27 protein-coding genes and 1 pseudogene are annotated in these 26,420 nt (G+C 50.6%); 6 read left to right on the top strand and 22 right to left on the bottom strand.

What is annotated here, in order from left to right; translation table 11 throughout:
* Positions 1 to 113 precede the first annotated feature (113 nt).
* From ABID13_RS03415 to ABID13_RS03365, 11 genes are all read right to left on the bottom strand, one after another.
* Positions 114 to 689: a TetR/AcrR family transcriptional regulator C-terminal domain-containing protein gene (locus ABID13_RS03415; protein WP_156200070.1), complete on the bottom strand. Its 576-nt coding sequence runs from the start codon at positions 687 to 689 to the stop codon at positions 114 to 116.
* Positions 690 to 860: 171 nt separating this feature from the next.
* A complete protein-coding gene (locus tag ABID13_RS03410) occupies positions 861 to 1,736 on the bottom strand; it encodes a SpoIIIAH-like family protein (protein WP_007860462.1) in 876 nt (291 codons plus the stop codon).
* A gap of 17 nt (positions 1,737 to 1,753) precedes the next feature.
* Positions 1,754 to 2,491: a SpoIIIAG-related protein gene (locus tag ABID13_RS03405; RefSeq protein ID WP_007860464.1), complete on the bottom strand. Its 738-nt coding sequence runs from the start codon at positions 2,489 to 2,491 to the stop codon at positions 1,754 to 1,756.
* The gene (locus ABID13_RS03400; RefSeq protein WP_048929803.1) at positions 2,445 to 3,179 is read right to left on the bottom strand and encodes a stage III sporulation protein AF; all 735 of its coding nucleotides are present in this window, start codon (positions 3,177 to 3,179) and stop codon (positions 2,445 to 2,447) included. The genes ABID13_RS03405 and ABID13_RS03400 overlap by 47 nt, the downstream gene beginning before the upstream one ends.
* A 56-nt stretch (positions 3,180 to 3,235) precedes the next feature.
* On the bottom strand, positions 3,236 to 4,522 hold the full coding sequence (locus ABID13_RS03395) for a stage III sporulation protein AE (RefSeq protein WP_048929804.1): 1,287 nt from the start codon (positions 4,520 to 4,522) through the stop codon (positions 3,236 to 3,238).
* Positions 4,519 to 4,905, bottom strand: coding sequence for a SpoIIIAC/SpoIIIAD family protein (locus tag ABID13_RS03390; RefSeq protein ID WP_007860470.1), 387 nt, complete (start codon positions 4,903 to 4,905; stop codon positions 4,519 to 4,521). The genes ABID13_RS03395 and ABID13_RS03390 overlap by 4 nt, the downstream gene beginning before the upstream one ends.
* Before the next feature lie 17 nt (positions 4,906 to 4,922).
* A complete protein-coding gene (spoIIIAC, locus tag ABID13_RS03385) occupies positions 4,923 to 5,117 on the bottom strand; it encodes a stage III sporulation protein AC (RefSeq protein WP_002569682.1) in 195 nt (64 codons plus the stop codon).
* An 80-nt stretch (positions 5,118 to 5,197) separates the two neighbouring features.
* The gene (locus ABID13_RS03380) at positions 5,198 to 5,728 is read right to left on the bottom strand and encodes a stage III sporulation protein AB (RefSeq protein WP_007860498.1); all 531 of its coding nucleotides are present in this window, start codon (positions 5,726 to 5,728) and stop codon (positions 5,198 to 5,200) included.
* Between the two features lie 17 nt (positions 5,729 to 5,745).
* Positions 5,746 to 6,732 carry a stage III sporulation protein AA gene (gene spoIIIAA / locus ABID13_RS03375; RefSeq protein WP_007860499.1) on the bottom strand — a complete coding sequence of 329 codons (987 nt, stop codon included), beginning with the start codon at positions 6,730 to 6,732 and terminating at the stop codon, positions 5,746 to 5,748.
* A 113-nt stretch (positions 6,733 to 6,845) separates the two neighbouring features.
* Positions 6,846 to 7,829: an alpha/beta hydrolase gene (locus tag ABID13_RS03370; protein ID WP_045094225.1), complete on the bottom strand. Its 984-nt coding sequence runs from the start codon at positions 7,827 to 7,829 to the stop codon at positions 6,846 to 6,848.
* Positions 7,830 to 7,900: 71 nt separating this feature from the next.
* Positions 7,901 to 9,748 carry a DUF6320 domain-containing protein gene (locus ABID13_RS03365; RefSeq protein ID WP_045094199.1) on the bottom strand — a complete coding sequence of 616 codons (1,848 nt, stop codon included), beginning with the start codon at positions 9,746 to 9,748 and terminating at the stop codon, positions 7,901 to 7,903.
* Between the two features lie 235 nt (positions 9,749 to 9,983).
* On the opposite strand from ABID13_RS03365, the gene ABID13_RS03360 reads away from it, so the two are divergent.
* From ABID13_RS03360 to ABID13_RS03340, 5 genes and pseudogenes are all read left to right on the top strand, one after another.
* Positions 9,984 to 11,048: a D-cysteine desulfhydrase family protein gene (locus ABID13_RS03360; protein WP_007860505.1), complete on the top strand. Its 1,065-nt coding sequence runs from the start codon at positions 9,984 to 9,986 to the stop codon at positions 11,046 to 11,048.
* Positions 11,049 to 11,143: 95 nt separating this feature from the next.
* On the top strand, positions 11,144 to 12,265 hold the full coding sequence (locus ABID13_RS03355) for a C45 family autoproteolytic acyltransferase/hydrolase (RefSeq protein ID WP_048929805.1): 1,122 nt from the start codon (positions 11,144 to 11,146) through the stop codon (positions 12,263 to 12,265).
* Entirely contained in the window at positions 12,262 to 13,140 is an 879-nt protein-coding gene (locus ABID13_RS03350) for an AraC family transcriptional regulator (protein WP_048929806.1), read from the top strand. The genes ABID13_RS03355 and ABID13_RS03350 overlap by 4 nt, the downstream gene beginning before the upstream one ends.
* A 90-nt stretch (positions 13,141 to 13,230) precedes the next feature.
* Positions 13,231 to 14,649, top strand: a pseudogene (locus tag ABID13_RS03345) (MBOAT family O-acyltransferase).
* A gap of 13 nt (positions 14,650 to 14,662) precedes the next feature.
* Positions 14,663 to 15,571 carry a GDSL-type esterase/lipase family protein gene (locus ABID13_RS03340; protein WP_045094202.1) on the top strand — a complete coding sequence of 303 codons (909 nt, stop codon included), beginning with the start codon at positions 14,663 to 14,665 and terminating at the stop codon, positions 15,569 to 15,571.
* Positions 15,572 to 15,585: 14 nt separating this feature from the next.
* Here ABID13_RS03340 and ABID13_RS03335 read toward each other — a convergent pair whose 3' ends face one another.
* The 9 genes from ABID13_RS03335 to ABID13_RS03295 form a co-directional block, all read right to left on the bottom strand.
* Positions 15,586 to 16,059 (bottom strand): metallophosphoesterase family protein, encoded by a 474-nt coding sequence (locus ABID13_RS03335; RefSeq protein WP_007860511.1) that lies wholly within the window; start codon positions 16,057 to 16,059, stop codon positions 15,586 to 15,588.
* A 48-nt stretch (positions 16,060 to 16,107) separates the two neighbouring features.
* Entirely contained in the window at positions 16,108 to 17,046 is a 939-nt protein-coding gene (locus ABID13_RS03330) for a hypothetical protein (protein ID WP_048929807.1), read from the bottom strand.
* Positions 17,047 to 17,150: 104 nt separating this feature from the next.
* The gene (locus ABID13_RS03325; RefSeq protein ID WP_045094204.1) at positions 17,151 to 18,020 is read right to left on the bottom strand and encodes a helix-turn-helix domain-containing protein; all 870 of its coding nucleotides are present in this window, start codon (positions 18,018 to 18,020) and stop codon (positions 17,151 to 17,153) included.
* Positions 18,021 to 18,056: 36 nt separating this feature from the next.
* Positions 18,057 to 18,710: a DUF1062 domain-containing protein gene (locus ABID13_RS03320; RefSeq protein ID WP_045094205.1), complete on the bottom strand. Its 654-nt coding sequence runs from the start codon at positions 18,708 to 18,710 to the stop codon at positions 18,057 to 18,059.
* Between the two features lie 93 nt (positions 18,711 to 18,803).
* Positions 18,804 to 19,130, bottom strand: coding sequence for a CD3324 family protein (locus tag ABID13_RS03315; protein WP_007860515.1), 327 nt, complete (start codon positions 19,128 to 19,130; stop codon positions 18,804 to 18,806).
* A gap of 260 nt (positions 19,131 to 19,390) precedes the next feature.
* The gene (locus ABID13_RS03310) at positions 19,391 to 21,448 is read right to left on the bottom strand and encodes a WG repeat-containing protein (RefSeq protein ID WP_156200072.1); all 2,058 of its coding nucleotides are present in this window, start codon (positions 21,446 to 21,448) and stop codon (positions 19,391 to 19,393) included.
* 77 nt (positions 21,449 to 21,525) lie between these two features.
* Entirely contained in the window at positions 21,526 to 21,648 is a 123-nt protein-coding gene (locus ABID13_RS03305) for a hypothetical protein (protein WP_007860517.1), read from the bottom strand.
* 16 nt (positions 21,649 to 21,664) lie between these two features.
* The gene (locus ABID13_RS03300; RefSeq protein ID WP_007860518.1) at positions 21,665 to 22,429 is read right to left on the bottom strand and encodes a tRNA(His) guanylyltransferase Thg1 family protein; all 765 of its coding nucleotides are present in this window, start codon (positions 22,427 to 22,429) and stop codon (positions 21,665 to 21,667) included.
* Positions 22,426 to 22,911, bottom strand: coding sequence for an AAA family ATPase (locus tag ABID13_RS03295; RefSeq protein WP_007860519.1), 486 nt, complete (start codon positions 22,909 to 22,911; stop codon positions 22,426 to 22,428). The genes ABID13_RS03300 and ABID13_RS03295 overlap by 4 nt, the downstream gene beginning before the upstream one ends.
* Before the next feature lie 336 nt (positions 22,912 to 23,247).
* Between ABID13_RS03295 and ABID13_RS03290 the strand changes: the two genes are divergently transcribed.
* Positions 23,248 to 24,417, top strand: a complete 1,170-nt coding sequence (locus ABID13_RS03290; RefSeq protein ID WP_048929809.1) for a M14 family zinc carboxypeptidase — start codon at positions 23,248 to 23,250, stop codon at positions 24,415 to 24,417.
* 73 nt (positions 24,418 to 24,490) lie between these two features.
* Here ABID13_RS03290 and ABID13_RS03285 read toward each other — a convergent pair whose 3' ends face one another.
* Both ABID13_RS03285 and ABID13_RS03280 read right to left on the bottom strand, forming a co-directional pair.
* Entirely contained in the window at positions 24,491 to 25,642 is a 1,152-nt protein-coding gene (locus ABID13_RS03285) for a DUF5780 domain-containing protein (RefSeq protein WP_007860523.1), read from the bottom strand.
* 366 nt (positions 25,643 to 26,008) lie between these two features.
* Complete coding sequence (locus ABID13_RS03280) at positions 26,009 to 26,281, bottom strand: hypothetical protein (protein WP_053095348.1); 273 nt, start codon at positions 26,279 to 26,281, stop codon at positions 26,009 to 26,011.
* Between the last annotated feature and the right edge of the window lie 139 nt (positions 26,282 to 26,420).

The following is a 26,420-nucleotide window of genomic DNA, read 5'->3' as shown; positions in this document are numbered from 1 at the left end:
CACGGTCTGTTCTTCAATGGTCAAATAAGGGCCGGGTGCACAATTTTTGTGCACCCGGCCCCTATTTGTACTAAAACCAGACAAATTTTTAATTGATAGATACGTTGATCCTCTTATTCCGGATTGCGGGCGCTTCTCTCAAGGGCCATAACAATATCCCCCTCGAACAGCACATCCATCCTGTTCATTCTTTCCTCCAGGTCATCCTTCATTCCTTTTTCCAGCCACTCCGCCATCATCCCTGCGTGGGCATATTGGTAAAATGAAATGATCAGGTCCTTATCCCGCTCCGACACATTCATCCCCTCTGAAAGCCGGTCGATCAGGTAGTGCCCCAGAACGGAGGAGGATTTATCCAGATACATCTTGACCTCCTGCACGCCCGCAGACTGGTACAGGTTAAAAAACAACTCCCTGTTGTCCAAAATATACCTCATGCCTGCCCTTCTGGTACCCTGCACGCTGTTTCCGCTCTGCATATTAAGTTCAAGGGTCTCGATCATCTGCTCTACTCTCTGGTTCAGCATTTCTTCCAGTACATCGTATATGTCTTTAAAATGATAGTAAAAGGTATTCCTGGATATCTGGCACTTATCCGTGATCTCCTTTACGGTGATCCTGTCCACATTTTTAACCCTTGCCAGTTCCTCAAACGCTTTTACAATCGCCATTTTAGTAAGTGCCGCCATATGTATCCCCTTTTTTATCTTTTCGATCTGCAAAAAATTATACTACAGGGCCTCCCATCACACAAGCAAAAAAATACACTCTTCCATAATAAACAGTGTATATGCAAAACAGGGGCACGGATATCCATGTCCCTGTTCAAATCCATTTTCATATAAGCGCTTAACTCTCCGTTATTCCGCCATATTGAGCAGTGTGATAATAATCTGGTCAGCCCCAACCTCTGCCTTGCGCTTTACGATATCCTCGATCTGTGCGCGCTGGGGATCGGTTATGGACGGGGCATTGATCACAACATCTACCTTATCCTGGGTGATGCTCACCACCGGGTCTGAGAAGCCTTTTGCCATCAGGAGGGTTTCTGCGGCATTTTCCTTCTCGGAAACCTCGGTCAGTTTGATCATATCCTGGATTGCCTGCTGCTTGGCAGCCTCATCAATGCTGGTGCTGTTGATCAGGGTCATCAGGGTCTCCTTATTCTTTGCACGGATCTGTTCCCTGCTGAGCTGCACATTTGCTATGTAATCAGCCACGCTCATCCCGCTGGTCAGGACCGCTTCCCCCGGGTTCTCAAGGCCGGTTTGGGCTGAACCGTCTGTTCCTGCCTGAGCCATCTGTCCCGCGTCCGCTGTCTGTCCTGCGTCTGCGGCCTGGGTTGCTTCCTCAACCGCTGCATTATTCCCGGCCTGAGCCAAAGCTCCTGCATCCGTTCCAGGATCAGCTGCCGCCTGGGCACCGTCCGCATCGCTGACCGCATCCAGATCCGATGGATCCTGGTCAAGACTGGGTATTTCCTGAAGTCCTGACTGTCCGGTCAGGGAAGCTGCCTGATTCTCCGCCAGGATATCCTCATCTGATATGTCCATGGCCCCTGCCTCGTACACCGTGTTTCCGTTTGCCAGATCCTTTTTCCCCGCATAGTTCAGATATCCTGCCGCTGCGATCATGACAGCCAGCGTGGTGATGATGATCTGGTTCCTGCGGAACAAACGTTTCATGTTCATGTCCTTCATATGCTCTTTGACCTGTTTCATATTCTTGATTTTCATATCCTGCACTCCTTTATTTATTCCACCCTCTTTAATACTTTTATTTTATGTGGGGGAAGGCCAAATAATGCTTCCATTGCCTCAGAAATTTCAGCTTTTATCGTTGGACTGCCTCCGCCCTCCGCGCTGATGATGATTCCGGAGATCTCCGGACTCAGTTCTTTCTCTATGATAGGCACGTTCCCGCTTCCGTTGGAACCTGAGCCGGACAACACCGTGCTCTCATCCGACTGGCTGTTTGCAACTTCCCTGGTGCCCCCGCCCGAATCCTTTTCCTGGGTTGTGCTGGAACTGGTGGATCGGTCTACCCTTACCACCTTTTCACTGGAGGATTTTAAGACCACCATAACATCCACCTTTCCCACCCCGTCCACGGACTTAAGAAGGTTCTTGATCCGGTTTTCCATCTGGGTCTCATAGGAACCTTCCCCGCCAGGGGACGCTGATGCGGGATATGCAGGATCCCCCTCACTGTTTTCAGAGGAACCGCCGCCCATGTGATCCTGGCCCAATGACCCGAACATGGAGGACTCTCCGGTCTGTGCCGGATCCTGTGCGTCTCCGGTCCAAAGGGGCACCGCCCCCGGACCCTGGCTGTCTGCAGCAGTCTGGTTCTCCTTCCCTTTATCCTTTTTCTGGCTGCCCGGCAAAGGAAATGACAGGATCATCAAAAGAACCCCTATGAGCAATAACAGCAGCCACTTTTCCTTAGTCATTTTTCCACTGAATTTGGATATGCGATTCTTCAATCCCATAATACCCCGCCACCTTTCCCGTTAAACGGTGAATGATTTGATTCCTGCCCCCGGCAGCTTCCCCTCCCCCAGATGATCCGTTTTCCCCATCATCTTCCCTGCCACCTCTGCGGCCGTCACCCCGGCCATCCGCCCGGTCACCTGCCTGACTCTCTTCCCCAAGCTCCACCGGTTCCACCATGATACTGTCCACCTGGTTGGCCTCCACGTTCACAGGGCGGCTGCCCATATAGTCTTCCTTTCCCTTTTCTTCCCCTTCACTGCGCCGGATCTGCATCTGAATGTCCGTCACCTGCCCATATGTGCTGCTGTTCCTGTCACTGTCGATCTGCACCCTGGCATTGACACAGGCAAAGCCGTCAGCAGCGGCCATGGCTACCACATCCTGTTCCACAGCCTCCTCATACTTTCCCATAATACGGTCCAGCCTCTTGTCATCCATCTCCCACAGCTGGCTTTTTAGATCCGCCGTATCATTATACAGGGAAATGGACCGGAACATGGAGGATATCTGTTCATCCAGGCGCAGCTTACCGGTCAGAGGGCTTACCACCAGGAGGATCAGCACCATTCCGGCAAAAAAGCGGATATATTTCTCATATTTAGAGTCTGCCAGAAGGTTGCTCACCACGGACAGGAAGATCATATAATATATGATGTTTTTTACCCAGCTGTAGACAGACTCCATACAAACCTCCATTTAAATAATTTCAGAAATCATCCGGCGCTCTGTTCACTCAAACTCTAGGATGCGAAATAATTCACATTCGTGGATGCACAGGTAATGGCAATGGATATCATAAACAGGAACATGGAGTACAGCACGATCTGGATCAAAAGCTTGTGCCCCTTGGACACCCCCGACACGCAGGACACCACCCGCTTGTCGCACACCGGCTGCATGACGGCAGCCACGCACTGGTAAAGTACCATGAGCACCATGAGTTTTATAATGGGAATCACGGTGATCACTGCCAGCACCACCACGGCCGCCGCTCCCATGGTATTCTTGATCAATACACCTGAGCCCAGAACCATCTGGGCCATGGCTCCGGCCCCCTGGCCCAGACCCGGTATAATCTCCAGCAGCCGCTTCATTCCCGCTTGACCGGCCGCATCCGCATAGGGTAAAATCATGGACTGAATCAGATGGAACCCCACCACCAGGCCGGTAAGTGTCTTAAGGCCCCATCCCACTGCCTGTTCCAAAAGTTCCGTAAGCTTGGTTAGAAGGGCTTCCTTCACCACATGACTGCCCAGGACCATCAGCACGTAGATCTTCACCATGGAAAGCAGGACCGTACTGCAGATCCACTGGACCAGGGTCACTGCCCCCAGCATTCCTTCATATAGCGCCAGGGCGCTCATGCTTCCCCCGGAAAATGCCACCGACATAAAGTATGCGGGCATCATCAGCTTCATAAATTCCAGGATCTGATCCAGCACCTGGGCCGCCACCTGAAGGCTGGCCGCAAAACTGGCTGCCAGACATGTAAAGAGAAGGATGTAGGTTACAAAGAATCCCGTATCTGAAATCTGTCCGCCCTTAAACACGGATGATACATTTGAAAACACAGCCCCTATGATCCCAATGGCCGCCACCTGAAACAGCATGTGCCCGCCCCTTCTCACCTCGGAAAACAGCGTGTTCTGAATCCCTGCTCCCGCCTGTCCCAAAATCCCTTTCAGATTTCCCTTGACCAGCTCCTTCATCAGTTCCCAGAAGGAAAAATTTCCCTGGATCCCATCCTGCTGTCCCATGACTTCGTTTAAAAACTGCTGAAGCCCTTCCATCTCATCCTGGATGCCCAGTTCCTGGGCCGCATGGTCCATGTCCGTTCCTGAATCTTCCGAAACGCTCCCATCCGAAACGCTCCCATCCAAAACGGACGGCAATCCGTCCATATTATAAGCAGAGGTATCCGCGGTAACGGCCCAGGCCATTGCACTGCCGGCTCCAAAGGCAGAAAGCAGAATGACCAGGCCCGTGACAACAGCTGCCTTTGTAAACCATTTTTCCGTCCCTCTCATGACAAAAATGTCTCCAGGGTGCCAAACAGGGCCAGCAGGATGGGCATGCTGATGCCCAGTATGGACAGCTTTCCAAAGATCTCAATCTGGTTTCCCAGGGAGCCATATCCCGCATCCTTGCATATGCCTGAGGCAAACTCCGCCACATATGTAATGCCGATCATCTTGAGAAGGGTCACAAGATACACGCTGTTTACCTTTATGTATCCCTGGATCTGTTCCAGCGCATCCAGGATCGCCCTCAGCTTGCCAGTGCCGTAAAAAAAGATAAAAAAGCCTGCCGCCATGACCATATAGGCCGCATACTCCCCTTTGATCCCCTTTAACTGCACTGCCAGCAATACGGTGGCAATCCCGGCTGCCGCGATCGTGATGATTGTCATACAGCCACCGCCTTTCCCTATAACGCAAACAGGTTCTTCATGGTTTCAAACAGATCATATATGTATGGTATCATCCAGAACAGCACCAGGACCAGCCCTGCCAGGCTTGTCAGGAATGCCTGTTCATCCCTGCCGCTGTGTTTTAACACCTGGCAGATTACGGAAACCAGGATTCCAACTGCCGCTATTCTAAATATCAGATTTACACCCATTTGCCGTCTCCTCAACTTTTAATATTCCATTTCAACACGCGCCGGAGCGTGATCCGGCATTCGTACATCATGATCCGGTATTAATACATCATAATGACAAGGAACATACCCCCCATAATGCCAAGGCTGGTATAAAGCCTGCATTTTTCCCTCTGGTTAGTCCTCAGATAATCAATGGACAGATCCAGCTGTTCTAAATACAGCTTCAGGGTACGCTCCTGCATGTCCACATCCAGATACCCCAGATGTTCCCCCAGGCCGGTCAGCTGTTCCAGATCCTCATCTGTGAGGGGAAGCCTTACCTTAGGAGAGGAAAGCAGCCCTACCTCCCTGCTCCATATCTCCTGAAGGGATTCCCCTTCCTGGCGGCAGATTCCCTCCGCCGCTGAGGTAAAAAGCGTTCCCAGCGGACCGGGGTCCCGCTTTCCCACACGCTCCAGCCCTTCGGCCAGAGGCGCATGGCTGTATGTGATCTCACCTTTTAAAAAATAGATCATCTGCCGCAGCTTCTCAAGCAGGCGGAGCCGTTCCCGCCACTGCATGGCTGACCATACGCCAAATCCGCCTGCCGCAAACAGTACCAGCAGGCTTCCCAACCACTTAAATGCCATGGCTACCTCCTCTCCCTTCAGCTGCCCGGATCTTTTTCCCCATAAAGGACATTTCCGCCCCTGTCCCATATGGATCTCACATGCCCCGGCCCTCCCCGGCTGTCTAACAGGATCAGCCGCTCAAAGGTGCCCTGGGCCAGAAGTTCTCCCATGCAGGGCTTCTGCCTGATGTCCTCCAGGGAATTGCCGTGAATGGTTGCCGCCAGGGAACAGCCGCAGTTCCTTACATATTCAATGGCTTCCATATCCTGGCGGCTTCCGATCTCATCCACTGCGATCACCCCCGGCGCCATGGTGCGCACCAGCATCATCATGCCCTGGCTTTTGGGACAGCAGTCCAGCACATCCGTGCGCACTCCAAGGTCATTCTGGGGAATGCCCTGATAGCAGGCCGCCAGCTCCGACCGCTCATCCACCACGCCCACGCTCATGCCCGGAATCCACCGGTCCCTGCTTCTTCCGTTGGAGACCTGGCGTATGATATCCCGGAGCAGTGTGGTCTTACCGCATCTTGGAGGTGAAATGATCAGGGTGTTCAGGAAACGGTCCATGTACAGGTAATCCATAACCGGATCCGCACAGCCCAAAATCTCGTGGGCCACCCGTATATTGATAAAGGAAATGAATTTCATCAGCCGGATATCCTGCCCCTGGACCAGTGTCTTTCCCGCCACTCCGATGCGGTGCCCTCCCTGTATGGTCAGGAATCCCTGCCTCAGCTCCTCCTCCGCCGCGTAAAGGGAAAAACTGCTCATATACTCCACGGTTTCTTTCATCTGGGATTGGGTGACGGTAAGAAATCCATTCATGTCCAGACCGCCCTGATCCTGCCGAAGCCTGCCCTCCCTGGTCACCAGGTATTCCCTGTTCTCGCAGATCATCATCATCGGCTTCCCTGATCTCAGGCGTATTTCCTGCACTTCCTTAAAGTCCACAGGGACCTGTCCCAATATGGTCCTCAGTTCCCTGGGAAATATTTTTAATATCTCTTCCTTCTTTGCCATGAGCTTCACCCCTTTTACCTCAATATATGAGACATGCCTGAAAATATGACTGGAGCCCATCTGAAAAAATACAAAAAAATAAGAAAATGCAGAATCACATTTTCTTATCCCTTTTATTTTTCGTTTTTTGTTCTGTTTGTCCTCTTGACCTTCCTTACCACACGACCTTCCGGCTTTCTGTCGATCCGGAACACGATCTGCATAAACCTGGCCACTTCATCCCAGGCCTCCCGGCTTTCGGGTATCAGATCCATGCTCATCTGGAACACATGGAACATTCCCTCGTAAACAGACACGCGGCGGCGCACCCCCGCTTCCCTGGCCTTTTCAGCAACCGACAGCGTATCGCTGAGAAGCATCTCAAAGCTTCCTGCCTGAAGCAGCATGGCCGGAAGTCCCCGAAAATCCCCAAAAATCGGGGAAAGATATGGGTCCTTCGGATCCGCATCCCCCACGTAGGAGGAATTGTACAGCATACTCTCCCTGGTATTTCCAAATAATGGGTCTTTTTGGAAATTAAATTCATAACTGTCACCGCTGCATGTGACATCGGCCCACGGGGACATAAGCACCAGGCCGGCCGGCTGGGGAAGCCCCCTGTCTCTGAGGTAGAGGCACAGGGCAAGGGCAAGACCTCCCCCCGCTGAATCCCCGGCCACCACGATCTGCCCCGGCCTGTAATGCTTTTCTTTGACCAGCCACTGGTAGGCATGGATGGCGTCCTCCAGGGCCGCAGGGTAGGGATCCTCCGGAGCCACCCGGTAATCGATGGTCAGCACATCCCCCCCAAAGCTTAGGCGGGAATAGCGCACCGCAAATTTGCGGTAAATATTTTTCATGGGACCAATATAACCTCCCCCGTGCAGCTGCAGCACCACCCTTCCGGTGACCACACCCTCGGGCTTTAGGTATTCCATTTTAAAGGGGTCATTTTCAATGATCTCATATTCGTAACCGGACGGGCAGACCCAGGCCGGCTCTACCGGATTTTTCCGGAATTCTCCTGTCTTTATCGGCTTTCCCAGGGAGGTTTCCATAATATCGTGGATCATATCGCGCATCAGGCCTCCCCGGATGCTTACTTTTTTACTCCGCATACTGTCTGTTTCCTCTCTGTCTGTTTCCTCTCTGTCTGTTTCCTCTCTGTTTGCTCCGCCCCGGCATCTCATTACAGGTGGAACCGCCGGATCAGCTCGTTCTTTACGCCCCTGTCTCCCAGGAAAATGGTCATGGCCAGGATAAACACGGTCAGAACCACGGTTATCACAGCCATAAGAGGCCGGGTTACAAGTCCCGCCGCCCACAGGATCAGCGGGATAAAGCTGAAAATAGTAATGGCCAGCTGATACATAAAATAACTCTGCCAATTCAGCCTGTTAACAAGGATCAGGAACACAACCGCCACATCCGCGAACAGGATGGTTGCGGGAACGGCATAATTTACAGACCATCCCTCATATCCCAGCACCCAGTCGATCATCACCAGAAGCACCTGCATTCCAATGGTTTCTATCATCACTGTCTTGCCCAGATTGGCATGGCGCAAAATGGAATAGCGCATGGTAAGGCCAGCATAGGCAATGCCCGGAATGGCGATACCCGACCACCACAGATGGTCATAGGTGGCTATATTCACAAGTCCCAGGACAATGGCCATGGCGGCCAGCACCCCATAAAACAGATAGACCAGTTTTTTCCATTTATTTTTATCATACTCGATCACTGGATAATTCCCCTTCCAGCACAGGGGCTTTACAAGACCGTTGCTTTCCAGCTCCGCTGGAACCCCATCCTCTTTAAGGCGCTGAAAAAAGCAGTCCTCCAGGCGGTCATCATCAAACACCTTGGTAAAGGTAATGGTGACCGTGTCACCGTAGGCGCAGATCCCGCATTTGGCCGGCTGGCGTTTGGATACGCCGATGAGCAGAAGGAAGTTCTCAATCTCCTCCTGATATTTCTCATCCATGGATATGGGGCCGATATTGGACAGGGTAATGGTATGGGCCCTGTCATTGCGTTTAAAGATAAACCCAAGGGCCAGCCATTTGACACAAAGGGGCAGTATACGCACATACCACTTCTTTTCATTGGATACATTATAGGAAATGGTCTGCTCCAGCTTTTCCTTGACGATCTTTTCATCCATCTGGGTACATACAGAGGCAAGGATGGAGTCAAAATCCCCGTTTCCCTGGGGCTGACCATAGTAAATGCCTGTTACCGCAAAAAAATTGGAGGATGTGTCAGACCCGAAAAAAGCCCTGAGGTTAATGGGAAGGTTGACTTCAATCCGCTGGGGGCCGGGCTTACCGTCCATGTAGACCTGGCAGATGGACCAGATCAGAGAGGCGGTCAGGTATTTTGTGACACTCACCTTCCGGGCGCGGCATGCCTGCTTCAGATCCCGTATATTGACACGGCCGTGTATGACGCTCTCCCCTCCCAGGGGAAGATAGTTTCCCTCCAGATGGTAGGCCGGCTTGGAGCTGTACCGGGTCCGCGGCATTTCCCTGTAATTTTTCAGATAGCTGTCCTCGATCTTATCAGCCGGCCCCTGCTCCTCCTCCCTGAGTTCCTGCTGCCGGCCGCTTCTCAAATCAAGATACCGGGCAGTGAGCTCACGGATAAAGTTCGTGGCCCCCATCCCGTCCGTAACAGCATGAAACACTTCCAGGTTGATACGGCATTGGTAATAGCTTACCCGGAACAGGTACAGCTGATTACTTTTTGGATCAATATAACGGCAGGGCCAGGTGTTTTCCTTCTCTATATAAGGGGTCCGTTTATTTCCCTCAAAATAGTACCAGAAAAAACCCCGCTTTAACTTGACTTTAAATCCTTTAAAGCGCGGCAGGGTATCTTCCAGGGCCTGCTGAAGAAGTACCGGATCGATTTCATGTTTTAATACGACTGATATGCGGAATACGTTGCTCAGGTTTTCGTTGGCGATCATGGGGAAGATCTTTCCCGTATTGTCCAGCCTGTGCCAGCGTTTTCCCTGGGGATTCTTTTTCATGAACCTGCCCCCTTCCTTTTCTAAATGACCGTCCTCCGGCACGTTTTGCCAAAGTCTCAGGTTTCGCTGCTCTCCCGGCTCACCGTCTACGTGGATATTATACCCCACACGCTTATCATCCTGCAATCAGATTCTGTTTATACTTGATACACGCTTTGTGGAACCGGTATTTTATGGTATACTATGGTCATCGGTCACATAGGTATACATGATCAAAAGGACGGAGGAATAAAATATGGACCATTTAAAAGAAACATGCGCTGCTGCGAGAAACCTTCTAAAACAAATGCCCAAGGCAGACCTGGGGTTTTTCCCTACTCCTCTTTACAAGCTGGACCACCTGTCAGAGGAATTGGGCGTGAATCTGTATATTAAAAGGGATGACTTTACAGGGATGAACCTGTTTGGCGGAAACAAGATCCGCAAACTCCAGTATCTCATCGGGGATGCTGCCGCAAAGGGATGTGAATATGTGTTTACCTTTGGAGCGACCCAGTCCAACCACGCCATGCAGACCGTTTCCGCCTGCCGCCGCTGCGGACTAAAGCCCGTGCTGTACCTGGTAGCGATCGTGGAACCGGACGAGGAGGATCTGCGCTCCAACCTGCTCCTGGATAGGATCATGGGGGCGGAGATCCACGTGGTAAGGATGAATCCGGGCGAGGAGGAAGCGGAAGCGGAGGAACGCTCCGTCCAGATGGCAAGGGAACATATGAAACAGCTGGAAACCCAGGGACACAAATGCTACGAGGTGCCCATGGGAGGAGCCAGCCCGGTGGGTTCTGTGGGCTTTATTGAAGGTTTTGTGGAATTTGCTGAACAGGTGGCTGACATGGGTATCCACCCTGACTATATCTTCCACGGAACCGGAACCGGCGGGACCATGGCAGGGCTGGCCGCCGGCAAGGTGCTGACCGGCCTGGATACAGAGATCATCTCCATCAATGTTAGCTGGAAGGATGAAGGCTATCCCAAACGCACCCAGGACCTGGCCAATGAAAGCCTGGCGCTTCTAGGAGCGCCTGTATCAGTGGAAGCTTCCAGAGATATCCATACGGACTTAAATTACTACCTGCCCGGCTATGAGATCCCCAGCGAAAGCGCCACCGAAGCCATCCGGCTGCTGGCCCAAACGGAGGGTCTGTTCATTGACCCGGTGTATACTGGGAAGGCATTTGCCGGAATGCTGGATCATATACGAATAGGCAGGGTTCCCCAGGGCAGCACCGTGGTGTTCTGGCATACAGGAGGGGCCACCGCATTGTTTGCGGAAAAGGAGATTTTGGGGGAGATCCTGTAGCCGCCGGCAAAAAACAGCAGGAAATATCATGATTAATATTCTTTCTCCTGTACAATTAAGGCATACATATGTACCGCACAAGGAGGAAGAATCATATGAAAACCATAACCACACACACCATTGAACTTACAGGCACCCACTATGAGGCAGGTTATCACCTGGGAACCTGGATGTCAGTTCATTCACCACACAAACATATCTGTACGGCCGGATTCCCGGGACTGGGGGCAAAGGAGACGGCAATGGCAGCCGACCTGTTCTCCAGCTGCTGCCCCGGCCTCAATGAGGAGCTGGCCGGATTCGCCGATGGACTTAAGACTCGGCCGGAAAACCTGGTTTATTACGCCATGACCTGGCTTCATCCCGGTTGCAGCCACATGGCCCTCCTTCCGTCCATGACGTCAAACAGCCATCCCCTGGTGGCCCGCAATTACGAATTCAATGATGAGATGGAAGACTTTACTCTGATCAGGACCTGCATCAAGGACACCTATACCCACATTGGCACCAGTGTGCTGGGGATCGGACGGGATGACGGACTCAATGAACACGGACTATCCGTAACCATGAGTTCCTGCGGTTTTCCTGTGGGAGCCAATCCAGGCATGCGCCGCCCTGCCGTTACCGGGCTTCAGTTCTGGGCCGTGATCCGCACCCTTCTTGACACCTGCCGGGATGTAAAAGAATCCCTGGAGCGCCTGGAGGATATGCCCATTGCCTATAACATGAATCTGATCCTGGTGGACAGGGGCAAAAATGCGGCCCTTTATGAAACCCTTGACGGACACAAGGCGTATAAGTCCATTGACCCCTCATCCCGGGATCAATACCTGTTTGCTGCCAACCATCCCCTTCTCAATGAAATGATCCTTCGGGAATCCCAGGCCATGGAGCACTCCCTGGTGCGCTGCCAAACCATGGAACATTTTTTAACCAAGAAAAAGGGCGGGTACGGGCAGGAAGAACTGAAGCAGTTTCTTCTCACCCCCTATCCCTGCGGACTTTCCTGCCCCTTTTACAAAGACTTTTTTGGAACCACCAAAAGCATGGTCATAGACCCGGAAGAACTTACCATGGATCTGTGCTGGGGCGGACGGGAAGAAAACGGATGGCGGCATTTCTCCATCCATGAACCGTTTTGTGAGGAAAGCAGGAGCATCACCATCTGCAACAAGCCTGCCCCTCCATCCATCTTTCAGAACAGGAGCAGTATATGAATTACGAAAAAGCGCTGGAACAGGCCATCCTGTATATAGAGAACCATCTGGGTGACCCGTTGACAGTGGAGGAGGTAGCCTGCCATACAGGCTACTCCTATTATCATCTGACAAGGCTGTTTTACGCCCTGCTGGGTGAAAATGTGGGCGGATATATCAAAAAGCGCCGCCTTTCCAATGCTGCCGGCCAGCTTCTCTACACAGACAAACGGATCATTGACATTGCGCTGGACAATGGATTTGAGTCCAGCGAAGCATTCAGCCGGGCCTTTAAGTCTGTTTATCAGGCAAGCCCTGTCCAGTACCGGAAAAACCGCCTGGACCTTTTCATCAGCGCCAAGCCGAAGGTGGATCAGCAGCTGATGACCCATCTGACTAAAAACCTTACGGTACATCCCCGGATCGTCCAGCTTCCTGATATTAAGGCCGCCGGACTGAGGGGACAGACCAGCCTCAGCAACAATGTGCTGCCCGACCTTTGGAAACAGTTCACGGGCATGATCCCCATGATCCCCCATGCGGTTCCGGACGGCCGCGGCTTTGGCATCTGTGAAGCCTGCCGGGACGGCAACAACCTGTATACCATGAACGATGATGTCCTGTTTTCAGAAGTAGCTGCCCTGGAGGTTTCCTCATTTGAGGGCCTTCCCCGGCCCTTTGTGCCAAAAATCCTTCAAGGCGGCCGGTATGCGGTTTTTACCCATACCGGCGGCTTACGGAACCTGAACCTGTCCTTCCAATATATCTGGGGCACCTGGTTTCTGAAGGCGGAGCAGGAACTTGACAACCGGGAAGACTTTGAACTGTATGATGAGCGTTTTCTTGGATCTGACCATCCTGAGAGCCAGATCGACCTGTATATTCCTATCCGATGATCTTTTATTTCATTTTTGTCAAATGCTGCAACTTTTCGACCCTCCCATCCATCTAATCTATGGAATACTAAAAGATGGGATGATCGAAACATGGTTTTTAGCAGTCTAAACTTTATATTTATATTTCTTCCAATATTTTTTACCCTGTATACCGTATGCCCGGGCAGATGGAAAAACCTCTGCCTGTTTACCGGCAGCCTGGCTTTTTACTTTTATGGGATCAGGGAACACCCCTTTTATCTGGCCCTGCTGGTTTTGTCCATACTGGTCAATTACAGGCTGGGGATCAAACTGGGCCAGAAAAGGCAGAAGATCAACAAAGGCAGGTGGCTGGCTGCGGGGATCATCTATAACCTCTCCTGGCTTTTTCTGTTCAAATACTCCGGCTTTTTTGCCGGGAACATAAATCAGCTCTTTTCATGGGCCGGGATCAGCCTGTCTGTTCCTGTTTTTAACATGATCCTTCCTGTGGGCATCAGCTTTTATACCTTTCAGGCCATATCCTATCTGGTGGACGTTTACCGGAAGGATGCGCCATACGAAACCTCGTTTATCAACTTTGGAATGTATATCTGTATGTTTCCCCAGCTGATCGCTGGCCCGATCGTCACATACTCCTCCATCCGCAGGCAGATCAGCAGGCGAAGGCACACCGTAATCAATATTGAAGACGGGCTGCGGGAATTTACCATCGGCCTGGGTCTAAAGGTTCTGCTGGCCAATCAGATCGGCGGCCTGTGGAGCCAGGTGGGCGCCATTGGCTATGACAGCATTTCCACCCCCCTGGCCTGGCTGGGGCTGACTGCCTTCAGCCTTCAGATCTATTTTGATTTCTATGGTTACTCCCTGATGGCAAAGGGGCTGGGCAGACTCATGGGGTTTTCGCTGCCGGACAACTTTTCCCATCCCTATACAGCAGTTTCCATGACCGAATTCTGGAGAAGGTGGCACATGACCCTGGGAAGCTGGTTCCGGGAATATGTCTACATTCCCCTTGGTGGAAACCGCAAGGGCAGCCTGCGCTCCATCCTCAACCTGTCCGCAGTATGGCTTCTCACCGGTTTCTGGCACGGCGCCAGCTGAAACTTTATATTATGGGGCGCTGTCCTGTTTGTTCTCATAACAGTGGAAAAGCTGGGAATGAGCCGCATCCTGTCACGGATCCCCCCGTTGGGCCACGCCTATATGATGCTTGCCATTGCGCTCACCTGGCTGGTATTTGCTGTTACGGACCTGTCACAGACGGCAGTCTACTTCCAGCGCCTGTTTCCTATCTTGGCGCCGGACAGGCATTTCACCTACTACTCCGGTGATGTGTTTAAATACGGGAAACTCTATTTTATCTCCATTGCCGCCGGATTTCTCTTCATGACAGATCTGCCCGCAAGGATCTATCACAGGGTTAAATACCGATTGATCTCGGCAGCGGCACTGTTAGCCATATTCTGGCTGTGTATTTACTGTATGAAAATGGGAGCTGACGACCCATTTCTATATTTCAGATTTTAAGGGGGATGTCATTATGAGAAAATGCTGGTATACCTTTATTCTCACCATCAGTCTGGCAGGAGCTGCCGTGACTCATGTCTTTCCCGGCTGGATGGACCACGCCGTACTCAGGTCAGGGTCTTATCTGCAGGGAAAAAGTATTGCATACGCAAAGGCCTCCGTGCCGGTCCATGGAAGATGGACGCGGCAAAAAGCACAGAAAACAGATAAGGCTTCGGATCCGGAGAAGATCTCCCGGAAAATGCCTGCAAAACTTTCTTCAGAAGCAGAGGCGCCATCCGATGCGGATGCTTCCGCAAAAGGCCAGGCGCCATCCGATGCGGATGCTTCTGCAAACTCCCAGGCAGCGCCCATACCGGACGAAAATTTCTCCGGTGTTCTGTTTATTGGAGATTCCAGAACCGTGGGGCTGTGGGAATATGGAAATCTGGGCAATGCCCAGGTGTTTGCCAATTCAGGCATGAGTGTCTACAACCTGTTTGATGCCAAGGTAACGCTCAGGGACGGGAGCAAAAAGACATTGGAGCAGGTACTTTCCCAGGACCGTTATCTCACCATTTATGTAATGCTGGGAATCAATGAACTGGGCTATGACCGCCAGCGCACCGTGGCTCAATACCGATCCATTGTAAACAGGATACAGGAAATGCAGCCAGAAGCCCAGCTGATCCTGGAAGCCAACCTGCACGTAACCCAGAAGAAATCATCTAAAAGCCCCATCTACAACAATGAAAACATCAATGCACTGAATGGGGAAATCAAAAAAATAGCAGACGCTGAACGCTGCTATTATATAAACGTAAACGAACTGTTTGATGATGAAAATGGGAACCTGAAGGCCGCATACACCTCAGACGGTTCCCATGTATTAGGTAAATACTATTCCATATGGGTGGATTGGATCCGGGGCGCCGGCTCATAACCTGATTTCAGGCCCTAGTTGTGGGGGATCTCCAGTTTTTGTACCCGGTACCCCTCCCTCCCCTCCTCTACCTCCACCACGGCCATGGTGATGGGCTGGCTAAACCTTCTCGGGCCGCAGCTGCCCGGATTCAGCCAGGTCCTGCCGCCCTCCTGTTTTTCCTCATACCGGTGGGAATGCCCATAGATGATCAGGTTCCTGTCGCCCAGGTCCTTCGGCAGGTGCTGCTTATTATGGATCATAAGGATTGAAAGTCCCATAATCTCAAGGCATAATGTCTCCGGAATATGCTCTGCCCACTCTTTGTCATTATTGCCCCTCACCGCATGGACCGGAGCGATCTGAGCCAGTTCATCCAATACCGCCTGGCGGTTGATATCGCCACCATGCAGGATCACCTGGCAGGTTGTAAGTATCTCCTTTACCTCATCCCTGATCAGTCCATGTGTGTCTGAGATCACTCCGATCCTGTAAATTCCCATGCCCATTCTTACCCTTTCCTTATTTTACCCTCGGTGAACCAGGGTTTCTTTCGTTTACATCCTTCCAAACGCTTTCAGGAAACGCAGTTTTTCAATGGCCTTGTTGGCCATCCACCAGTTCTCGCTGACAGCAAACTCCTTTGGATACTTCTCCCCCTGCCGGAACCATGTCCATGTAATATTCCACACACCGCCCGGGTTTCTGGTATCAATCAGGTAATCCAGCTCAGTATCCACTATTTCCTCATTTCCTTTATAAAAAACGCTTTCAGGCGACCAGATAAACTCAGAAGGCCGCGGCGTATAGAAAGCCCACTTTTCCGGGTTGCGCTCCATCCGGCTGTTGATCAGATCCGGCATCACACCGGCGATAGCTGAGCAGTCAAAGCGGGCGGATAAGCCTGACTCTGCGATATCCCATAACAGGATTCCCAGGCCGCCGGCTCCCATTTCCCCCAAATCCTCCGCTGTCTTTACCTTTTTTAATATTTTATCCACATATCCCGCCGCCCTGGCATATAACCCGGACCGGCTGCCCCCGTAGCGCAGGACAAATGCACAAAGCCCTGCGGTCAATCCCATGTCCTGTTCCCTGTTGGTTTCCTCACTGTACACGGCCCATGGCGCCTGTGCCGGGTCATCTCCGGAGGGGACGGTGAAATGCCATCCATCCTCGGAGCAGTGTGCTCCGCTGTCCAAAAACCTTATGATCCCCTGTACAATGGGATGCTCCTTATCTGTAAGGCCGCAGGTGCGGAGGATGCTGACCGCAATCATAGTTGTATAGGGTGAGGATTCCCTGCTCCAGTTATCAGGATCCAGCGTGTTTGCAAAGCCTCCGTCCTCATTCTGGTATAAGCCAAGAATCTCCATCACCGTTTCCCGGTTTCCGCCCTCAAATTCAAACTGCCATAACGCCAGGTCCAGTGGTCTGGCATTGCGGTAGATCCATTTCCGTATCTCATCATATGCGGCTGCGCCTAACTGTTTCATCTTCGTACCTCCAGGTTGTGTCATAGTAGAAAAAATATACCACAACCGGAGGAAACTGTATTGAAAAAAAGCGACATGTCCGGATCCCGGCCCCCGGCTTTCCCCTATCGGCTGGCCATTGCGATCTGCTTTGCCTGGACCGGCCATACGCTGTGAAACCGTTTAAAATCGTTGAGCAGATGTGCCTGATCCGCATAGCCGAATTGACCGACTGCTTCCTGGATCTCAAACCGCTCCCGGCATACGATCTCCCTCCACACATTCTGATACCGCACCAGACTGGCGGTGCGCTTGATGGAAATACCGATTTCCTGCCTGAACAGGCGTTCCATCTGCCGCTGGCTTACACTGGCGCAGCCGCAGATGTCCTTGACCGCGGCACATCCCCTGGATCTTAGCATATGGTCAACGGAATTAAAAAAATTGGCATTTAATCTGCCGGTATCCAGTTTTTTAAGAAGATATTCTTCCATCCATTCTATTTTATCCCTCAGGGACTGCTGATAAAACAGTTCCTGAAATGCATCCCTGCTTCCGGGCACCAGCAGTTCAAAGTCCAGCACCCCATTATAAATATCCCTCATATCCAGATCCAGGAACAAGCGAACGGCCCAAAAATAAAACCTGACCGCAAAGGTAGTCATCTTCCTCTTTCCTGTTCCCGGTCCCACGGTGACGGAATAATCTTGGATCCCGCAAAGGCGGCTTTTGACGGTCTGCGGTCCATGGTTCAATTCTATAATGACATCCACACAGGTATCCGGGATAACCAGAACCCCGGATAAGGGTTCCCGCTCCCCGGCAACGGAAACAGCAGCTTTCTCTTCCCCGTCTTCCATTTCCCCCATGGATGTCCAAAAACAGGCAACATACGGTTTTAGCGCCCGACAGGGCGTATGTTCCGTATAAGTGCTGTTTTGCAGATAGGGGCGGGATGTTAAGGGATGGTAATGTGTGTGAAATGATGGTGTCATACTATATCAACCTTATCTTTCTGTCCTGTGATTCCTTCAGTATATAGCATGTCCGTCATAAAAACAACCTGCATCCCCAACTGCCAGCAATTTCCTCCCGGCCCGGCATTCCCTGCTGATATAAAAGACCTGTCCGTTCTTCACCCTTGCCCCGGCATCCGCCTTCCCTTCCATCACACAAACCAGGCCTGATCCGCACAGGCCTTTGATCTGGCTTCTGGAAACTCCCAGCTGCCTTGCAAACAGGGCGTCCATCCTCGGCTTCAGGTATCCCCCAAGCCATACCTCCACCTCGCTCCACTGCTCCTGTCTGCAGGGGACCGTGGTATCTGTCTCCCGCACCGTGTACTTATCCCAGTGCTCCACCATCTGAGCCCTGTTTTTTGCAAACAGGCTTCGGCTGCTTCCATAGGCAGCGGCCAGGGTCCTGTCATTGTTTAAAAAGCCCTTATATTCCCCCTGCTCCAGCGTATCCGCTTCCACGCGTTCATATACGGTCATGTTAAGGCTTGTCTCACACACCGTGCAGCGGTAAACCAGCCACACGTCCAGCAGCCGTCCATTTGCATTGACCCTGAATGTTCCGCTGTTTTCAAACTCTGCTTTCCGTCCGCATTTCGGACACCTTCTTAAAACCCCGGGCAGCGTCTGGGGCAGGACGATCCATTTCTTTCTATATTCCTGTTTCATTTTTAAGTTCCTCCATCAGCTACTCTATCATGGAGCCTGCCTGCCATAAACCTTAAACACTGCCCAGAAACAAGAAAAAGGCAGTGTATCCCGTCAATCCGGTACACTGCCCTGGTCCTCTGTTTCCTGAAGTATCTTTTTTTCCTGAAATGTTTTCTTTTCCTGAAGCACAATCCTCTGTATGCTTTTTTCAGACAGGAAATACTGCTCAGCCAAGGACTTTACCCCCATCCCCTGTCTGTATTTTGTAAATATCTCTTTATTCCGTCTCCGGAGTTCTTCCTTTGCCCTGGAAGACTCTCCCCAATTTTTTCTGTTTTCCTGCTTCCTGGGAATATATACATATCCCCCGTCAATATACTTTTGAATTAATTCAACCAGATTCTCCGGAAGAATTTCATTCGCCTTCTGATAGCGCATCGCCGCCTCCCAAACATATTCTTCTGTCCGGAATAGCAAAGGCTATACAATTACTTTCATTCACTGCATCAGCCTATGCTATGCAGCCATAATATATTTCCTCATAGAGAGCGACCCTCCTGACCCTGATATGGTAACCGGCCGTTCCCAGAGCGAGTCCTTAGATTGTTCTGGCAAAAAAGATCCGGCTTTTTCATTATATCACAGATACCCTGATAAAAAACCTTACATTTTGTACAGAGCCATGTTTGATCCATCCTCTACTTAAATCGCCTGTAAACAGCTTCAAATTCCTCCGCCGTGGCGCGGATCCCATTGACCGAGTACTCCGTCCCCCCTGATGTCCGGCTTACGCAGTAAAACGAGCATACCTGACGCACCGCTTTGCCGCTGTATTCATAAACCGCACCGCCATAAGCCCGCCCGCCAAATCCGCCCCAGCTTCCCTGGGTTCCGACCATGGTCTTTTTTGTCTCTTTGTCATACCACAGGCGCGCTCGGTCCCCCCGCAGTGATCCGCCGCACTCAGACCCGGTCACCAGCTCCTTTACTTCATTATCCCCCATGGCATAAAAGCCGCTGCAGGACCAGGGAAATGCAGGCTGGTCATAGGGCTCCGCACAGGCATATAAAGCAGGCTCTCCTGATCCGTCTATGCCACACAGCCTGTATGTCCTGCCATAGCCCAAAAATCCATCCTCTGCGCCCATGGTCCTATGCTGCACAAATGCATAAAACAGCGCCATTTTGGGCGTGATCATATTCTTGAGAAGTATCTGTGACAAATCCCCATCCACGTTCTCCCCCGTCTTGATCACATGGCTGCGGATATCGGACTGATACAGGGATGCCACGCACACGCCAGGGGACAGCCGGTTGTCATAGGACACATAATCATATACCGGGGCGATCACCATCCTGCCTGTCTCATCCAGGAATCCGGTCTTGCGCCCCTTCTCCACCTTATAGCACGTTCCCCGCCAAGACACATAATCATAGATCCCCACATGAATCAGCTTCCCACTGCCGTCAACCAGGCGGGTGATTCCCCTGCCTGTCAGAGCCATACTGCCATTGTCAAACAGACGTATCTCATCATACAGGACAGGTATCTTAAGATTCCCCTTCTTATCCGCCACACCGTACTTTCCGCCCATCCGCACAACTGCCTGGTCATTAATAAATCCATAAATCTGGTCATACTTGACCGGTATCAGCTCTGAACAGTCCTCCGCGCTCAGGCATCCCGTTTTTCCATTAAGTGAAAGGATCAGCACCTCATTGTCCTGCCCGCCGCTTCCGATCCACTGATAGATCAAAGGCACCTTGACCGTGCCCTCACAATCCACCACGCCCCACTGTCCGTTGCTTTCCACAATAGCCAGATTCCTTCCAGAAATTGGAAGAACATGATGATAGGAGCCCTCCATGATCACCCGGCCCTCTCTGTCCGCAAACCCGGCCCTGCCATTTGTACGAAAACAGATCAGGTCATTCTCAATGAAGATCAGGTCATAGGCAGCCGGAAGCAGCATGGAACCCTTTCTGTCAAAACACCCGTACAGACCGTCTGACTGAACCACCACAAACCCGTCATTTCTCTCAATACGATCATATTCCGGGGAAATGATCTCATTTCCCTTTTGGTCAATCATACCATGTGCGCCGTTTTTTACGATCTCCGCCAGGCCATCCTGGAAATAATCCGCATCATCATAAATTGGTTCAATCACGGTTTTTCCTTCCAAATCAATATACCCGTATGTTCCGCCCATACTGAAATAAGCCATCCCCTCCTGAAAGGAACTGACACTGTCGCAATCCAGGTAAAACACAGGATTTCCTTCCCTGTCCATAAAACCATATTTGTCACCTATGGCAAAATACCCAAGCCCCTCCGCAAAGGGGGCGGCACTGTCATAAATAAAAGGCAGGGCCGTCTCTCCCTTCTTATTGATAAACCCGTATTTCCCCTCATAGGACACACAGGCCAGCCCCTGGCTGAAGGGATATGCCTCATCATAGACAAAAGGGGTTATCTCCTCCCCCTCCACGTCCATAAATCCATATGCCTCACCGCTGTGGACCCAATAGATTCCCTCTGATTCCACTGCAAGATCGATGCGGCCCGTTGATTCAGGCACGGCCTGGTACGGATACCCGGAGTTCTCCTCCCCTTTCTGCCCTGTCCGAGGAGACTTGGCATCCGGGCGGACAGCGTTAAAACAGTTAACCCAGGCGGTATCATCAGACCTTACACCGCATCCGGCCGCTGCCGCGGCCAACAGAAAAACCATTAAAAACAACGAACGCCTCACTCTGATCTCCTCCTTCAGCCCATTCTGTTTATTTGTTTATGACTGTTATTGTAAGGCACCCTTGCATCCGATTTCCATCATTTTTGCATCATAATTGCATCATCAGCTTGGCGGCTCCTGCTCTGTCCCCCAATCAAACGCACCGCAATGTCCTGCTTGCCAATATAAAAAGATCCCACCAAAGCATATTTCGCTTCCATGGGATCCCACCCTGATCTATCCTCTGCCCTGCATCAGTGAAACCACCCAGTCCGTATATCCATCCCCCGTATCCAGATCCATGTTTGTCTCTATCCGGTTCCGGATACTGACTGCTTTCTGCTGTTTGATCGGATCATACCCTGTCTTTTCATAGGAGGAATAGTACAGCCCTATCCCCCGCTTCTGCCAGCCCGGAAGGTCATTGTAATTGATATTCCTGGAAAAGAGGAGTTCGTTTTTAAAGGAAACCGATTTTCCCTCAATCTCTTTGGTTGCCTCCTGGGCGGACTTCCCTTCCTGCCGCAGCAGCCAATAACAGTGGGCATTCAGTGAATTCCTGTGTGCATCCTCCTGCCTCCATGCAAAATAGTCCTTCACACATTCCAGGTTAGGAAGGGGGACCACACGGCAGTCAAAACAAGCCAGCACTCCCAGCTTTAAGGAGAAAAAGGCGCTGGCCTCCCCTGCCAGAACCGAATTTATCTTCCTTGTCTTCCTGCCAAATGTCCTGTCGTCCGGATGGAACAGAAGGGAGATCTCATCGCTCTGTGTATACCCGTATACGATCCTGAACCCGCATTCCATCAAATGCTTTACCGTATCTGTCATGGCATCCCTGAACCGTGTATCAAAGGGCGCCTCAAACTCACAGATCTCCTTGGTCAGCCTTGTAAAATTCCTGCCGTCAATGCGTACCACCAAATAAAGGTCAGGCAGGATCACCTGATCCAGTGAGGTCTCAAATCTGCGCATATTAATATCTAATGTTTCAAAATTCATCTTTCCCTCCCATTAAAACACTGATTTTTCCACTCGTCCACCTTAAATTCCCCGTTCCGGATGCATACAAAATACAACCGGTCAAATCCCTCATCATGAGCCGGCATCTCCAGCCGGTTGGAGGTATATGCGATCGCCCTGTCGGGGACGCAGGCTTTTCCCAAACGCCGGGAATTCCGCTGGATGCAGTCCTTTACCAGGGATTGGAAGAAATATCCTTCTATCTCATAGCCATTTTCCCTGGCCGCCTGTATGTACCGCTTCCTGTCCCCGGCCGTGGGGTTTGTGTTGTCCACCACAAAACTGGCCCTTTGCTTCAGACATTCCTCCAGCAGTTTTGCCTCCTTAGTTCTGGTATGCAGGGAATCCAAATTGATATGTACAAAATCCCGGGCAAAATTCTGCTGAAAAAATGTAGATTTGCCGCTTGCCTGTATTCCCATAAAAATGATGGCTTTGGGTACCTTGTCTGACTGACTCATCTCAACACCTCCGTCTGACAACATTATACCTGATTGACCGCTGATCTTTCAATCCTATTTTATTCCCCTGTGGGATGAGCGCCTCCTTCCCGGCCTTTTGTCAAACCCATATGGAAACGTTCTTCCTCACAGGCCGGTATGATTTATGTTTCAACCGGACATATCATCCCTGTCTTTAAATCATTTCAAATTAGAAACATTTCTAACACTCATAAAAACGGAATAAAAATGTAAGAAAACTTTATTTGACTGAAATGCTCATTTATATTAGATTGAGAACATATGGAATCGAAACTGTACAACATAGCAAATAAAAAAGAAGGGCAAGGGAAAGCAATGACAAAACGTGTGATTTGCGCTTTATTGAGCGGTATCCTGGTTGTTGGCAATATGGGGCTGGGCAGCACGGGACCGTGGGACGCGGGACAGAGGGCCGTGGGGCTGGGCAGCTTTGTCAGTTACGGGGCAGAGCCCTCCTATGCGGAGGCCAATGCTGTGGGACCTGGAATCCGGGCAGCGGTTGGGATCAGTGATTTTTTGGATCAGGAGGTGGCGGATCCCATTGTCAAACCAGTGGACCGGTACTCCTATGAACAGATGGAGGCCGATATCCAGTCCCTTCAGAATACATATGGAGATAAAATCTCCGTTCAGGTCATCGGAACCTCCCTGGACGGAAGAAATATCTATGATATCATTCTGGGAAACCCAGATGCCAAGGCACAGATCCTCATCCAGGGGGCTATCCATGCAAGAGAGTATATGACCCCGCTGGTAATGATGGGTCAGCTGGAATATGCCCTGGCATTTTATGAAACAGGGCACTACAATTACAAATCTATATCTGATATGCTTCAGAAGATGGCCATTCATTTTGTTCCCATGACAAATCCGGACGGCGTAACCTTAAGCCAGTTCGGCATTGATGCCATACGCGACCAGGGACTGAAACAGGGCATCATGGACTGCTATGCCCGGGATGTGAGCCTTGGCCGTACATCCGATTCCTTTGAAGTATATCTGACAAAATGGAAGGCAAATGCAGCCGGTGTGGATCTGAATTATAATTTCCCATATGGCTGGGAAGATCTGTCCACCACACTGGCGGCTCCTTCCTACGCTGCCTACAAAGGCACCGCCCCTTTTTCGGAACCGGAGAGCAGAGCCCTTTTTTCACTGGCGGAACAGTACCCGTGGGCCATTACCATCAGCTACCACTCCCAGGGTGAGGTCATCTACTGGACCACAAGCAGCAACGGCGCTGAGATGGCATCCAATACCCTGGCGGAAGCCATCTCGGTCATGACCGGTTATTCCATGGATTCCAGCGATGGAAAAGGCGGCTTTAAAGACTGGATGCAGTCCAGAAGCGGGGCCGTTCCCGGGGTAACCCTGGAAGTGGGTAAAACCCCATGCCCTGTGCCATTCTCAGAATATCCTGTGGTCTGGCAGCAGAACAAGGGCGTCTGGATCCAAGCTCTGGATTATGTGGACCGGCGCATCTAAGGATGGCTGGGTCTTCCCTTTTTTAACAAACCAGCCGGCTCTTATCCAATTGAAATAAGAGCCGGCCTTTGTTTTACTGCTGTGTCAACCGCTTTCCCTCATACAGATCGCAAAAGGCTTTATACTCAGGGTTTTCCCATGTCTTGTCTTCAAAGGTAGTGTACGATACAACCATTGCTTTAAATGACTCAATAGCGCAATTTTCATCGATCGCATATCCCTGAGAATCACCATAAGAACTTCCCGGGACCAAATTAATATCCTCAAGCAATACTTCTGTCACATAGGTGGGGTCATTAAAACTCATCTGCCCCTTGATCTTTACAGGAAGGCCGTTGGAATCCCAGGCCACAAATGCCAAGACCGCATCACGGATATCCTCCTCTGAATTGTTTTGGATAATGGCCTGGAGCAGATCCGGATATATTGACTTATACCGGTCATTCTGGACCGCATAGTTTGTGTTGCTCACAAACACGGGCTGACTGGCCAGGGATGCCTCTAATTCCTCAGCGGAAGCATTTTCCACCCTTGTTCCTGACGGGGTATCGGATTTCACAAAATCAGCATCCTGCATCTCAACTTGAATTTTTATGTCATCGGTGTATTTCTTTCCCTCATATGCCTGGCGGAAACTGTCCTCATATGGGTTCTTCCATTTATCACCGTCAAATGTCTCAAAGGACAATATGATCGTTTTAAAAGAATCCACTTTGCAGGATTCATCAACGGAAAATCCGGAATCTTCCCCAAATGTACCCCCGCCCACTAAGTTAATGTCCCTGTAATTTACCTTTTTGAAATACTCGCCTCCCTGAAAATCCATATTGCCCACCAGCTTGACGGGAAGCTTATTGCTGTCCCAAGCCACAATGGCGAGAACAGCATCTTTAATGTCCTCATCCGTATGGTTCTGGATGACCGTGCTCAGCAGGTCCGGGTAAAGGGACTTGTACTGATCATCCTGTACAACGTACTCTGTGTTTACAACAGAAACCGGAAGACCTGCCAATAACTCATCAAACTCTCCTGCCGACAGTTCCTTTACCTCCTTTGGAGGCGCCGCAGTCTCCGCCTGGGTAGTCTCCTTTTGTGTGGTCTCCTCTGCTGGCCCGGACGCGGTCTCCTGCGCCTTTCCTGTGTCCGTTGCAGGAGTTGTCCCCCCTCCGCCGCAGCCGCCTAATACCAGTACTGCTGATAAAATTACCAGAAACGATCTTTTCATATGTACTCCCCCTTTTTTGTTTCATCTTAGCACTTTTCATAAAAATAGTCCATAACATTGTAACCATATGGATAAAATTGGATAAAAAATTGGGCATTAAAATAGAGGACATGCCCTTTGGGGGTACATCCTCCTTCTCTGACAAGAAATTAATAAAATCATCATTTATATGGATTCGGATGGACTCTTAACCCCAAAAACCATTATGGTCTTTGAGGTTCAATACGGATTCTTTCAATCATACGATTCTGTTTTCTATTTGCTGTCGCTTTCATTGATTTTAAAGTTCTTCCTCACCTGGAACATTCTGGACAGCATTGTTTCTTTGCCTATATTGCAGACTGTAGTAAAATCCGGTATGCCATGTTACCCTTTTATTTCACTTACCTCATTCAGCAGGACTTGTCTGTTCTGATAAATGAAGCCAGACAGCATATGCAGATTATTTAACTGATAAAGCCGGTCAGACACGGAATAGAACTCCGATTTTCTAATTCCCATATTAGAATAATAGTTCAGAAAGTCCTTATCATCCTCCATCATAAGGAAACGCAGATTTTCAATGAATTCCCTCTGTTCCTCTGCTGTATTCAGTTTGATAAATTCTTCTGTCATGTACATTTTTAAATCCTTTTCCATGTTGGTATCCTCCTTTCCACAAAAAATCCCAGGCCAACTATAATCGTCAACCTGGGATTCCCTTATTATGTTTATAATATCGGCTTATTCTTAGTTCTATTCCATTATTTTATGACTTATAACCCAATTTAATATTTCA

It is taken from the genome of Enterocloster citroniae (assembly GCF_040545455.1).
Lineage (GTDB): Bacteria > Bacillota > Clostridia > Lachnospirales > Lachnospiraceae > Enterocloster > Enterocloster citroniae.
Note: the sequence above shows the minus strand (reverse complement) of the source record. Positions and strands in the feature narration are given on the sequence as shown.